This window comes from Pseudomonas sp. AC169, assembly GCF_979258515.1.
Genome location: NZ_OZ409866.1, coordinates 4,909,563 through 4,922,409 on the forward strand (window position 1 = coordinate 4,909,563; position 12,847 = coordinate 4,922,409).

9 protein-coding genes are annotated in these 12,847 nt (G+C 59.5%); 7 read left to right on the plus strand and 2 right to left on the minus strand.

Annotation, left to right across the window (positions count from 1 at the left end):
• Positions 1-308: 308 nt before the first annotated feature.
• The 7 genes from ACZZ0G_RS21885 to ACZZ0G_RS21915 all read left to right on the plus strand — a co-directional run bounded on the left by ACZZ0G_RS21885 (position 309) and on the right by ACZZ0G_RS21915 (position 10,877).
• Positions 309-791, plus strand: a complete 483-nt coding sequence (locus ACZZ0G_RS21885) for a sigma-70 family RNA polymerase sigma factor (RefSeq protein WP_463557490.1) — start codon at positions 309-311, stop codon at positions 789-791.
• A gap of 134 nt (positions 792-925) precedes the next feature.
• Positions 926-2,260 carry a lysine N(6)-hydroxylase/L-ornithine N(5)-oxygenase family protein gene (locus ACZZ0G_RS21890; RefSeq protein WP_463557491.1) on the plus strand — a complete coding sequence of 445 codons (1,335 nt, stop codon included), beginning with the start codon at positions 926-928 and terminating at the stop codon, positions 2,258-2,260.
• Positions 2,261-2,755: 495 nt separating this feature from the next.
• The gene (gene mgtA, locus ACZZ0G_RS21895) at positions 2,756-5,455 is read left to right on the plus strand and encodes a magnesium-translocating P-type ATPase (protein ID WP_463557492.1); all 2,700 of its coding nucleotides are present in this window, start codon (positions 2,756-2,758) and stop codon (positions 5,453-5,455) included.
• An 82-nt stretch (positions 5,456-5,537) separates the two neighbouring features.
• Positions 5,538-6,254, plus strand: a complete 717-nt coding sequence (locus tag ACZZ0G_RS21900; RefSeq protein ID WP_007913384.1) for an MgtC/SapB family protein — start codon at positions 5,538-5,540, stop codon at positions 6,252-6,254.
• A gap of 188 nt (positions 6,255-6,442) precedes the next feature.
• Entirely contained in the window at positions 6,443-6,886 is a 444-nt protein-coding gene (locus tag ACZZ0G_RS21905; protein WP_463557493.1) for a chemotaxis protein CheY, read from the plus strand.
• A 135-nt stretch (positions 6,887-7,021) separates the two neighbouring features.
• Entirely contained in the window at positions 7,022-7,648 is a 627-nt protein-coding gene (locus ACZZ0G_RS21910) for a response regulator (protein WP_463557494.1), read from the plus strand.
• 52 nt (positions 7,649-7,700) lie between these two features.
• Entirely contained in the window at positions 7,701-10,877 is a 3,177-nt protein-coding gene (locus ACZZ0G_RS21915; RefSeq protein ID WP_463557495.1) for a transporter substrate-binding domain-containing protein, read from the plus strand.
• 10 nt (positions 10,878-10,887) lie between these two features.
• Here the strand turns inward: ACZZ0G_RS21915 and dkgB are convergent, their stop codons facing one another.
• Positions 10,888-11,691 carry a 2,5-didehydrogluconate reductase DkgB gene (gene dkgB, locus ACZZ0G_RS21920; protein WP_463557496.1) on the minus strand — a complete coding sequence of 268 codons (804 nt, stop codon included), beginning with the start codon at positions 11,689-11,691 and terminating at the stop codon, positions 10,888-10,890.
• A gap of 217 nt (positions 11,692-11,908) precedes the next feature.
• Positions 11,909-12,817, minus strand: a complete 909-nt coding sequence (locus ACZZ0G_RS21925) for a LysR substrate-binding domain-containing protein (protein WP_463557497.1) — start codon at positions 12,815-12,817, stop codon at positions 11,909-11,911.
• Positions 12,818-12,847 lie beyond the last annotated feature (30 nt).

Below are 12,847 nucleotides of genomic sequence, written 5' to 3' on the forward strand. Positions count from 1 at the left end.
CAGTGGAAATCGGCCCGTCGCTCGGCTGGCACGCAGATTCGGGCAGCGCTGAACGCTGTCGCAAGGCGCGACAGATACGGGGAGCTGTCCTGTAAACGAGAAAAGGACGGGGGAATTTAACTGCGGACACACGAAGTTACAGCTATAGAGCAGGACTATTTGTCGGTCAACGACAAACACCACTTTAAATCTATATGAGAATTACTATAAATTACGCACCTCAAGTTGCCACTATCTTGCTACTGCATTTCACGCAGGGGTAATCAGTGAGCTCAAGGACAGAACCCGCAGGTTTGCGGCCGGGAGTCATGTTGGAAAACTACTATCGGGAGCTGGTGTGTTTCCTGAACGCCAAGCTCGGCAACCGTCAGGTTGCCGAAGATGTGGTGCATGACGCCTATCTGCGAGTGCTGGAACGTTCCAGCGACACACCGATCGAGCAACCCCGAGCCTTCCTCTACCGGACCGCGTTGAATCTGGTCATCGATGACCATCGACGCAACGCCCTGCGTCAGGTCGAATCACTGGAAGTGCTCGACAACGAAGAGCGCTATTTTACCCCGTCGCCACACAGCAGCCTCGATCACGGGCAGCGGCTGGGTATGCTTCAGCGTGCGCTGGCAGAGCTGCCGCCACTGTGTCGCGAAAGTTTTCTGCTGCGCAAGATCGAAGGTCTGTCGCATCCGGAAATCGCCCGACAGCTCGGCATTTCCAAGGCTCTGGTGGAAAAACACATCGTCAATGCGATGAAACATTGCCGGTTGCGGATCAAACAATGGGATGCCCATTGAGCCATCGTCGTTAAATTTTATTTCACTGTCCTCGTTCCTACTCAACAGACGACCTGCTGTCCTGCTCAAGGCCGGTCAGGTCACTTAGGCTCTCCTTGCCCCTTGTTGAGGGGTTCCTCCAGAGGACACTGGAAATGACTCAGGCAATTGCATCGCCCATCGTTCACGACCTGATCGGCGTCGGTTTCGGACCTTCGAACCTGGCGCTGGCCATCGCTCTGCAAGAACGCGGTCCGACCCTCGGCGAGCTGGATGTGCTGTTCCTCGACAAGCAAGCCGACTACAGCTGGCACGGCAACACTCTGTCGACGCAGAGCGAGTTGCAGATTTCCTTCCTCAAGGATCTGGTGACCCTGCGCAATCCGACCAGCCCGTATTCGTTCGTCAACTACCTGAAGTATCACGGTCGTCTGGTCGACTTCATCAACCTCGGCACCTTCTATCCGTGCCGTATGGAGTACAACGATTACCTGCGCTGGGTCGCCGGGCAGTTCACCGAACAGAGCCGTTACGGCGAAGAAGTGCTGACCATCGAGCCGGTGCTGCACAACCATCAGGTCGAAGCGCTGCGCGTGATTTCCCGTGGCAGCGATGGCCAGCAACATGTGCGCACCACCCGTTCGGTGGTGGTTAGCGCCGGTGGCACGCCGCGTATTCCCGAGGCGTTCAAAGCGCTGAAGGGCGACACTCGCGTGTTTCACCACTCGCAATATCTGTCGCAAATGGCCAAGCAGCCGTGCGTGAACAATCAACCGATGAGTATCGCGATCATCGGTGGCGGGCAGAGCGCGGCGGAAGCCTTCATTGACCTGAACGATTCGTTCCCGTCGGTGCAGGTCGACATGATCCTGCGCGGTTCGGCCTTGAAGCCTGCGGATGACAGCCCGTTCGTCAACGAAGTGTTTTCGCCGGAGTTCACCGACCTGGTGTTCCAGCAGAACAGTGCCGAGCGTGAGCGTCTGGTCAACGAGTACCACAACACCAACTACTCGGTGGTCGACATCGACCTGATCGAGCGCATCTACGGCATCTTCTATCGCCAGAAGGTTTCCGGGATCGCCCGTCACGCATTCCGCACCCTGACCACTGTCGAGAGCGCTACCGCTACCGAAAACGGTATCGAGCTGGCTGTGCGCAATAACGCCACCGGCGAAGTCACTGTGCGCAACTACGACGCCGTTGTTCTGGCCACCGGTTACGAGCGGCAGATGCACCGCAAACTGCTGGCGCCGCTGGAAGAGTATCTGGGTGACTTCGAGGTCGATCGCAACTACAAGTTGATCACCGACGAACGCTGCAAGGCCGGTATCTACATGCAGGGCTTCTGCCAGGCCAGCCATGGTCTGAGCGACACGTTGCTGTCGGTGCTGCCGATTCGCGCGGACGAGATTGCCGGCTCGCTGTATGAGCATGGCAAGAACCGCGGGCATCGTTCGATGGCGGATCTGTTGTTGGCGACTGCCAGCTAACGCCGATTTCCAGGCCATATCGTTCCCACGCAGAGCGCGGGAACGATCATCCTGAACCCTTCCTGAACATCCCCCACATTCCCCGACGCACCTCCTTTTGCAGGTTTACTCTCCCATCATCGGGGCGTAAGCTTCGCGCGTTTTCATCAATAGCGGAGACCCACAGTGGGTACTTGTTCGAGTGACAGTTGTCGGCCGGTCTCGGTAACCGGCAGATTCTCGGCAAGATAACGCGCAGACTTTCTCTGTCGTTGTCTCGCCGTAAAAGCGAGCAGCGGCATCCCGTGCATGACCCGTCCTGGGTCATGGCTAGACGTCCTTCTCATCGACGCTGAACAGAGCGTGATTGCGACTTTACTGTCGTGATCGCAGCCCTATCGACTCGCCTGTCTTTTCTGACCGGCGCGCCAAGCCTTGCCGTGCCGGTTTTTCCGGCGGACGAGGCGCGGCCGTACCTGCTTGACGGTTTCCCGGCTGACCATAGGGGCAACAGCCATGAAACTTACGCTCAAGGAATTTTTCGCAGGCTTCCTGCGCACGCGCCACATCGCCCGGCACTTCCGTCGCCTGGCGTTGCTGGAATCGATCAACGACACCACGGTCAGCCGTGAGGTCCCGCCCACTTTGGCCAACACCCTGGTCGATGCCGCGCATTGCGACAGCGGTGTGTTGCTGTCTTCAATGGGCACGCATTCCGATGGCCTGACCGATTTCGAAGTCGATGCGCTGCGTGCGCAATACGGTCTCAACGAAGTCGAACACGAACAGCCACTGCCAGGGTGGATCCACCTGTGGCACTGCTACAAAAACCCGTTCAACCTGCTGCTGACTTTGTTGGCGGTGATCTCGTGGCTGACCGAAGACCTCAAGGCGGCCGTGGTGATTTTTTCCATGGTGGTGCTGTCGACGCTGCTGCGCTTCTGGCAGGAAAGCAAATCCAACCAGGCCGCCGATGCGCTAAAAGCCATGGTCAGCAACACCGCCACCGTCATGCGCCGTGACGCGCCGCGCAGCGAATTGCCGATCAAGCAACTGGTGCCGGGCGATCTGATTGTGCTCTCGGCTGGCGACATGATTCCTGCCGATTGCCGCGTGCTCAGCGCCAAGGACCTGTTCGTCAGCCAAGCAGCGATGACCGGTGAATCGATGCCGGTGGAGAAGTTTCCGCGTCAGGCAGATCGCGACACGCGCAATCCGCTGGAGCTGGACAACATCCTGTTCATGGGCACCAACGTCGTGTCCGGTACGGCGGTGGCGGTGATTCTCACCACCGGCAACAGCACCTATTTCGGAGCGCTGGCCCAACGTGTCGGCGCAACCGATCGCGCAGTCACTTCGTTCCAGCAAGGCGTCAACAAAGTCAGCTGGCTGTTGATCCGTTTCATGTTCATCATGGCGCCGCTGGTGCTGTTCATCAACGGTTTCACCAAGGGGGACTGGACTGAAGCACTGCTGTTCGCGTTGTCGATTGCCGTCGGCCTGACCCCGGAAATGTTGCCGATGATCGTCACCTCGACGCTGGCCAAAGGCGCGGTGTTCCTGTCACGGAAAAAAGTCATCGTCAAACGCCTCGACGCGATCCAGAACTTCGGCGCCATGGATGTGCTGTGCACCGACAAGACCGGCACGCTGACTCAGGACAAGATCTTCCTGGCGCGCAATGTCGATGTCTGGGGCGCCGATTCCGACGACGTGCTGGAAATGGCCTACCTCAATAGCTACTACCAGACCGGCCTGAAAAACCTGCTGGATGTCGCGGTGCTGGAACACGTGGAAGTCCACCGTGAACTGAAAGTCGGCACGGCGTTTCGCAAGGTCGACGAGATCCCGTTCGACTTCAATCGTCGGCGCATGTCGGTGGTGGTCGAAGGGCGTGGCCAGCCACATCAGTTGATCTGCAAAGGTGCCGTGGAAGAAGTCCTCGCGGTGTGCAGCCGCGTGCGTCACGGTGACGTCGATGAAGCCTTGAGCGATGAATTGCTGACCCGGATTCGTCAGGTCACCGCAGCATTCAACGCTGAAGGCTTGCGCGTGGTCGCCGTGGCGGCCCGCTCGATGCCCGAAGGTCGGGAAATCTACAGCCTGGCCGATGAGCAGGAACTGACGCTGATCGGTTACGTGGCGTTCCTCGATCCACCGAAGGAAAGCACCGCGCCAGCACTCAAGGCCTTGGCCGAGCATGGCGTGGCAGTGAAAGTGCTGACCGGCGACAACGAGTTGGTGACCGCGAAGATCTGCCGCGAAGTCGGCCTCGCGCAACAAGGCCTGCTGCTGGGCAATGACGTTGAGCGCATGAGCGATGCCGAACTGGCCGTGGCCGTAGAGACCACCAATGTCTTCGCCAAACTGACGCCGTCACACAAGGAGCGCATCGTGCGCATCCTCAAAGGCAACGGCCATGTGGTCGGCTTTATGGGCGACGGCATCAACGATGCGCCAGCGCTGCGCACCGCCGACATTGGTATTTCCGTGGACAGCGCGGTGGACATCGCCAAGGAAGCGGCCGACATCATCCTTCTGGAAAAGAGCCTGATGGTGCTGGAGGAGGGCGTGCTCGAAGGACGGCGCACCTTCGCCAACATGCTCAAGTACATCAAGATGACCGCCAGTTCCAACTTCGGCAACGTGTTCTCGGTGCTGGTCGCCAGTGCGTTCATTCCGTTCCTGCCGATGCTGCCGATGCACCTGCTGGTGCAGAACCTGCTCTACGACATTTCGCAGATCGCCATTCCGTTCGATAACGTCGATGAGGACATGCTGAAGAAACCGCAACGCTGGCAGCCGGGCGATGTCGGGCGCTTCATGCTGTTCTTCGGCCCGATCAGCTCGATCTTCGACATCACCACGTTCGCCTTGATGTGGTACGTGTTTGATGCCAACACCCCGGATCACCAGACGCTGTTCCAGTCCGGCTGGTTCGTGGTCGGGTTGCTGACCCAGACGCTGATCGTGCACATGATCCGCACGCCGAAGATTCCGTTCCTGCAAAGCCGTGCAGCGATGCCGCTGCTGGTGATGACCGGAATCATCATGGCGGTCGGCATCTTCCTGCCGATGGGGCCGCTGGCGCACTACTTCAAATTGCAGGCGCTGCCGTCGCTGTACTTCGTGTTTCTGCCGGTGATCCTGCTGGCGTACATGGCGCTGACCCAGGCGGTGAAAGGGTTCTACATCCGCCGGTTCGGCTGGCAATAACCGCACTGCAAAACTATTTCCCCCTGTGGGAGCGAGCCTGCTCGCTCCCACAGGGGGACTTTGTGTTCTCAAGGATTTCATCATGCAAGCCATCAACAACCTCAACCTCGATTCGCTCCTCGATACCCTCGTCAGCCTCAGCGCCGCGTTCATCCTCGGCGGCCTGATCGGCTTCGAGCGCCAGTATCGGCAACGCACCGCAGGCCTGCGGACCAACGTGCTGGTCGCCGTCGGCGCGGCGATTTTCGTCGACATGGCCAACCGTCTCGCCGGCGCTGAAGGCGCGGTGCGCGTGGTCGCTTACGTAGTGTCCGGCATCGGTTTTCTCGGCGCTGGGGTGATCATGCGCGAAGAAGGCAACGTGCGTGGCCTCAACACCGCCGCAACGCTGTGGACTTCAGCGGCGGTCGGCGCCTGTGCCGGTGCCGACCTGCTCGCCGAAGCCGTGCTCGGCACGCTGTTCATTCTGGCTGCCAACACCTTGCTGCGGCCGATCGTCAACAACATCAACCGCCAGCCATTGGACGTGGTTTCGGCAGAGGTCACCAACATCGTCTACGTCATCGCCCGCCGCTCACAGCAGACCGCCGTGTTCGCCTTGCTCGAAGCCGAGCTTGAACGCAGCAACTACCCGGCCAGCGATGTCGATGTGCATGCGTTCGGCGCCGATGAAATCGAAATTGAAGCGACGCTGGCGACGACTTCAGTCGATGGCGATGAACTCGACGCCCTGGTGGCGAGGATTTCGACGTCGGCGCTGGTGGTGCAGGCGTTCTGGAGTCCGAGTACTACCGAATAAAAGTACTACCGAATAAAGCGCTCCTGATCTTCCAGGGTGGCAGACGGTCACTGAAGCGTCGAGTGATGGTTCAGGCTCGTTGAGCCTGCGATGAATAACCGTGTTTTTAGGAATATTCCTACAGAACCTGCCGGGGTGCTTGCGTAGTCTTGCCGCACCCAGAAATCGCAAATCCCGGGAGACTGACCATGATCAACAAAGCCCTGCGCATCCTGATCGCCGACTCGCAGCATTTTCACCGGATGAGAATCGAGCGTCTGTTCAACAGCCTCGATTACTTCCGCGTGGCTCCGGCACAGAGCCTCACCGAACTACTGACGCTGGTGGACTACGGTTGTGAGCCGTTCGACGTGGTGGTCGTCAATGCCGAGCTGGCGCCAGGTTCGCTGGATCTGCCGGGGTTTTTCCTGGATAACCTGCAGGTTCGTCAGGCGTTGATCTACAACGACGGCACGGCGCCGTTGCAACCGGCTTCAGGCTTCGCTCAGGAAAATGTGCAGGTCAGTCATTTGGCTTTGCCTTCAAAACAGTCGATCAGTCAGTTGATGGCGCTGGTGGACGTTCCCGACCGGCCGCGCGAGTTGGCCGTCCCCAGGTCATACCTGTCTGTGCAAAGCGCTGCTCATGCATAAAAACTCACTGGCTGCAACTGTCAGGTCTGACAGGTGATCTGCTCTCCGTTCCGTGTAACAGTCGCGGGGCAGCCACTGAGCCTGGATCAGCCCGAAGCGGTGGCCTGTTCGTCGGACCTTGCACTTGGAGTGGTCATGAAGTCAGCGTTGATCGTCGACGATCATCCGGTGGTGCGCGCTGCCATCCGAATCGTGTTGCAAACCGAAGGATTCAAACAGATATACGAGGCGTCGCATGGCAACGAGGTGGTTTCGCTCATTCGTGAACACAAGCCTCGACTGGTCATCCTCGATCTGAACTTGCCTGTACTCGACGGGCTGGAAGTCATGGCCCGGATCAAGACTAATGATCTTCGTTGCCGGGTGCTGGTTTTCAGTACCCACGAACCCATGTTCTATCAGGAACGTTGTGTGCGTGCCGGGGCCATGGCCTACGTGACCAAAACCAATAAACTGGAGCAGTTGCGCAATGCCATTCGGGCGGTGATGTCGGGCCATGCCTATTTTTCCTCGCTCCCGGACAGTTTCAGCACGCTTAACGCCGTGCAAACCACAGAAAAACAGATGATCGATCAGCTCTCCGACCGTGAGTTGAGCATTTTCCGGCAACTGGGGCTGGGCAAATCCAACAAGGCGATAGCCGAGGAGATGCACTTGAGCTACAAAACGGTCAGCACCTATAAAACCCGTCTGATGAAAAAGCTCGGGGTCAGCTCAGCAGTGCATTTGCGCGATTTCGCCAAGCGCAACCATGTGATCTGAGCGAGCGGACATGAGGCAGGGACGCTGGGTTATCTGGCTATGGTTGAGCCTGATGGCCACCTGCTGGGCGAGTGATGCGCCGCAGATGCTGCAAGTGCTGACACGTGCCGGACTGGAAAAAGCCCAGATGCGCCTGGACGAACAGGACCGGCAATGGCTGCGTGAGCACCCGGTGCTGCGCATGGGGATTTCCGGAGCGGATTACCCACCGTTCGAGATCACTCGCAATCAACATGAACTCGAAGGGCTCACTGCGGATTACGCTGACCTGCTGGCACAGTTGCTTGGCGTGCGCATCGAGGTGCAGCGGTTTGCCAACCGCGATGCCGTGATGGCGGCACTCAAGCGCGGCGATCTCGATCTGCTGGGGACCTCCAACAGTTTTGAAGCCGCCGACCCGGAGTTCATCCTGTCCCGGCCTTACGCCGAAGATCAGCCGATGCTGGTGACCCGGGTCGACGAGCCGTTGCCGAGCGATCTGGCCGGCAAGCGCCTGGCCATGGTCGAGGACTATCTGCCGCTGGCGAGCGTGCAAGCGTTTTATCCCCAGGCCAGCGTGCAGCGTTACCCCTCGGCGATGGATGCACTGGGTGCGGTAGCTTTCGGCGCGGATGACGTTTATCTGGGCGACTTCATCAGTGCCAACTACCTGATCAACACCAATTATCGAAACGACCTGCAATTGGCCGGACCGTCGCGGCTGGACGCCAACGCGTTCGGCTTCGCCCTGTTGCGCAGCGATGTGCGCCTCAAACGCATGGTCGACAAGGCGTTGACGGCCATTCCCATGGAGCGGCGCCAACGCATCGAACAACGCTGGAGCGTCGGCCTCGCCGATATGGCTGAGCAATCGCGGGTGCAACTCAGTGCAAATGAGCAGGAGTGGCTGGACCAGCATCCCGTTATCCGGGTCGGTGCCATCGATGACTTCGCGCCGCTGACCTTTTTTGATGCCGATGGCCGTTTCAGCGGGCTGTCGGCGCAACTGCTGAGTCTGATCAGCCAGCGTAGCGGGCTGAATTTCGAGATCGTGCGCGGCACTTCGCTGGATCGGCAGATTGAACAGCTCAAGGCCGGTGAACTGGATGTGTTGCCGGTGGTGACGCCGAGCAGCGAGCGCGAAACAGAACTGCAATTTACCCGCGCTTACCTGAACAATCCGTTTGTGCTGGTCAGTGCAATGACCGCGCAGGGGCCGCTCAACCTTGATGACCTGACCGGTAAACAACTGGCGATATATCGCGGGCATCCGTTGCGCGCTTACCTGTTGGGCCGCGTGCCGCGCATCCGTCTGGTCGAAGTCAAAAGCCCCGCCGAAGGCATGGCGCTGATTGCCAAGGGGCAGGTCGACGTCACGGTGAGTTCATTGCTGGTGGCGCGCTTTCTGATCGCACGTCACTACCGTGAGCGTCTACGCATTACCGGCACCATCGGCGATCAACCGGCGCGCATTGCGTTGGCGACGGCCCCGCATATGCCGGCCCTGCACTCGATCCTGAACAAGGCGTTGTTGAGCATCGCCCCGCAACAGATGGACGAGCTGGTTGAGCGCTGGAGCCACGATGTGGTGGTGGAAGACAGTTATTGGTTACGCCATCGTCGTGAGATTCTCCTCGGTTTTGCCGGTGCAGCGGTGTTGCTGGCGCTTGCACTGGCCTGGATTGTTTTTCAGCGGCAACAGATTCGCCGACGCCAGCAATGGTTGCAGCAATTGCAGGAAGCCAAGGACGCGGCGGACGATGCCAATCGCGCCAAAACCACGTTTCTGGCGACCATGAGCCATGAAATCCGCACACCCATGAACGCCTTGATCGGCATGCTCGAACTCGCCTTGAAGCGCGCCGAGGAAGGCTTGACCGACCGCTTGGCAATTCAAGTGGCATCTAACGCCGGGCAGCAGTTGCTGGCGCTGATCGGCGACATCCTCGACATCGCGCGTATCGAAACCGGGCATTTATCCCTCGCGCCCGAACGCGCCAACCTGCGCGAACTGGTGGTGTCGGTGTGCCGGGTGTTTGAAGGGCTGGCGCGGCAGAAGCGTTTGTTGTGGCACATCGAACTCGATGCCCGCAGCCATGTTGACGTGCTGATTGACCCGACGCGCTTCAAACAGGTGCTGTCGAATCTGCTGAGCAATGCGATCAAGTTCACCGCAGAGGGCGAGGTCAGTCTGCGGCTGGTGGTGACCGCAACGACGGCCGAGCGCCTGGCGGTGAAAGTGCTTATTGCAGACAGTGGGGTGGGGATCAGTCACGACGATCGGCGCCGGTTGTTCAGCCCGTTCGTTCAGGCGAGCAATCACTCGCAGTCGGCGCGCAGCGGTTCCGGACTGGGTCTGGTGATCAGTCGCAGTCTCTGCGAAATGATGGGTGGCACGCTGCGACTCGACAGTGCGCCGGGTGAAGGAACGCAAGTCGAAGTCAGCCTTGAACTGCCGCTGTTGGCCGCGCTCGCTCGGCCCGCTGCAATCGCGCAAACCGTGGTCGCAGCGAGCTGTTCACTTAATGTCCTGGTGGTGGACGACCATCCGGTGAACCGCTTGCTGTTGTGCTGGCAGTTGAGTGAACTCGGCCACCGCACGGTCGACACCGAGAACGGTGACGAGGGCCTTGAGCGATGGCGGACTCAGGCATTCGATGTGGTGATCACTGATTGCAACATGCCGCGGCGCAACGGTTATCAACTGGCGCGGGCGATCCGTGATGAAGAGTCGCTTGCCGCTCGCCAGCCGTGTCTGATCCTTGGCTTTACTGCCAACGCGCAGGCTGAGGAAAGGACGCGCTGCCTGAATGCCGGCATGGACGAATGTTTGTTCAAACCGATTCGTTTGCACGACCTGGCGCAGGCGTTGACGGCTGCCAGTCATTGCGAGATGACGCTAGACCCCGGCGAGGTGCCGGCGTTGGTGGAAATCGACCTGAGCGCATTGGAGCAAATGGCCGGGGATGATCGTGCGTTGATCGGACAGTTGCGCAAGGAAGTGTTGAACAGCTTGCAGCTCGATCTGCAGAGTCTGGAAGTATTGCAGCGAGAGCAGAATCGCCAAGGGCTGCGTGAGCTGGCGCATCACATTAAAGGCGGGGCGCAGATGGTCGGCGCGGCGCGGGTGGTGGCGGCGTGTGCGGAGCTTGAGCAGGCGTGTCGCGAAGCGCACGCGGCGCCATTGGGTCCGTCGAGCGATGCGTTGCGCGAGGCCATGGCCAGCCTCGCGCAACGTCTGCAAATCTGACGCGTGCGGGTCAGTCCCAGTGCGGCGCGATGCCTTTCGGGCTGGTCAGGCGATGGCCGCGATCAAGCGCAGCGATCAGCGCCATATCGGCATCACTCAGTGTCAGTGCCGTGGCAGCAAGGTTGCTTTGCAGATTGCCACGTTTGGTCGATGACGGAATCACGGCGTAGCCCGACTGCATCGCCCACGCCAGGGTGACTTGCGCCGGGGTGGCCTGCAGGCGTTCGGCGATCTGCTGGATCAACGGATCTTTCAGCACTTCACCGTAGGCGAGGGTCATGTACGAGGTAATGTGGATACCTTGACTGCGGGCATACTCGACCACTTTGCGGTTCTGCAGGTACGGGTGCAACTCGATCTGGTTGGTCGCGATATTGTCGGCACCGACGGCCGCGATGGCCTGCTTCATCAAGTCGATGGTGAAGTTGGACACGCCGATCTGCCGGGTCAGGCCCAGACGCTTGGCTTCGAGCAGGGCGCCCATGAATTCTTCAACCGGCACTTGATCTTCCGGCGAAGGCCAGTGGATCAGCGTCAGGTCGAGGTAGTCGGTCTGCAATTTCTGCAGGCTCTCCTTGAGGCTGTCGATCAGGCGATCCTTGGCGAAGTTGGCGACCCAGATCTTGCTGGTGATGAACAGCTCGTCGCGGGGGATACCGCTGGCAGCGATGGCCTCGCCGACATCTGCTTCGTTTTCGTAGATTTGCGCGGTGTCGATGACCCGGTAGCCGAGTTCAAGGGCGGTGCTCACCGAATCGATGACCACCTGGCCTTGCAGGCGAAACGTACCAAGACCGAAAGCGGGAACAGACATGAAAGACTCCAGGGTCGCAGTGGGAATGGGCTGGAGTATCCGTGTCTGAATCGTTGAGAAAAACCGCTGGTGGGGCAAAGCACTGTTGATCAGAAGTCATGAATCATTTTGAGGAATTGTGTTGTCTGGACTGGCCTCTTCGCGAGCAGGCTCGCTCCCACATTGGAATGCGTGCTCTTGTGGGAGCGAGCCTGCTCGCGAAGGGCGCACCGCCGATTCAGGCAATGTCGCTGCGGGCAAACTCCTCCCCTAGAAAATCAATCAAGGTGCGCACCGACGGTAACAATCCGCGTCGCGACGGAAAAATCGCATGCACCACCCCGCACTTTGGTGCCCATCCTGGAATCAACTCCACCACCCGTCCCGCCGCAATGTCCTCGCGCACCACCACACTCGGCAAGTGCGCCACGCCAACCCCGGCAATCACCGCCTGACGCAACGCGATCAAATCATCGGTGACCATCCTCGGCGTATGGCGGATCAGCGCCGTGTTGTCATTTGGCCCCAGCAACTCCCACTGATATTCACGCTGCGCCGCGCCCCAATGCAGGCTCGGCAAACCATTGAGGTCAGCGGGCGAAGGTGGTGACGACAGGCGTTCGACAAACTGTGGGTTACCAACCACCGATTGCGTGCTGTTGCCCAACACTTTCATGACCATGTCGGTGTTCTCCAGCGGTGGAAAACGCACGCGCAAGGCAATGTCGAAGCCCTCGTGCAGCAGATCGACGCGGCGATTGGTGCTCTCGATAAACAACTCCACCAGCGGGTACTTGAGCATGTAACGCGTGAGCATCGGTCCGACCCAGGAGTTGAGCAGCGCTGTCGGGCAACTCAGACGTACCAGCCCCTGCGGTTCGGAGCGGTTTCGTTCGATCAGCTCGGCGGCGCTTTCGGCTTCGACGCGCATGGCCAGGCAGCGCTGGTAATAGGCTTGGCCGATTTCGGTCAACGAGCAATGGCGGCTGGTACGGCGCAGCAGGCGTACGCCGAGGCGCTCTTCCAGTTCGGAAATGCGTCGGCTGAGTTTCGATTTGGGCATGTCCAGTGCGCGCCCGGCGGCGGCGAAACCGTGATGTTCGACCACTTGGGTGAAGTAGTAGAGGGTGTTGAGGTCTTCCACCATCGTTCTCCAGATAGAACGCTAAGGCTGATT

Bases quoted from the DNA above. Each gene is read 5' to 3' on its own strand.
- ACZZ0G_RS21885 (WP_463557490.1), top strand. From the start codon at position 309: ATGTTGGAAAACTACTATCGGGAGCTGGTGTGTTTCCTGAACGCCAAG.
- ACZZ0G_RS21925 (WP_463557497.1), bottom strand. From the start codon at position 12,817: ATGGTGGAAGACCTCAACACCCTCTACTACTTCACCCAAGTGGTCGAA.
- ACZZ0G_RS21890 (WP_463557491.1), top strand. From the start codon at position 926: ATGACTCAGGCAATTGCATCGCCCATCGTTCACGACCTGATCGGCGTC.
- dkgB (WP_463557496.1), bottom strand. From the start codon at position 11,691: ATGTCTGTTCCCGCTTTCGGTCTTGGTACGTTTCGCCTGCAAGGCCAG.
- ACZZ0G_RS21910 (WP_463557494.1), top strand. From the start codon at position 7,022: ATGAAGTCAGCGTTGATCGTCGACGATCATCCGGTGGTGCGCGCTGCC.
- ACZZ0G_RS21905 (WP_463557493.1), top strand. From the start codon at position 6,443: ATGATCAACAAAGCCCTGCGCATCCTGATCGCCGACTCGCAGCATTTT.
- ACZZ0G_RS21915 (WP_463557495.1), top strand. From the start codon at position 7,701: ATGGCCACCTGCTGGGCGAGTGATGCGCCGCAGATGCTGCAAGTGCTG.
- mgtA (WP_463557492.1), top strand. From the start codon at position 2,756: ATGAAACTTACGCTCAAGGAATTTTTCGCAGGCTTCCTGCGCACGCGC.
- ACZZ0G_RS21900 (WP_007913384.1), top strand. From the start codon at position 5,538: ATGCAAGCCATCAACAACCTCAACCTCGATTCGCTCCTCGATACCCTC.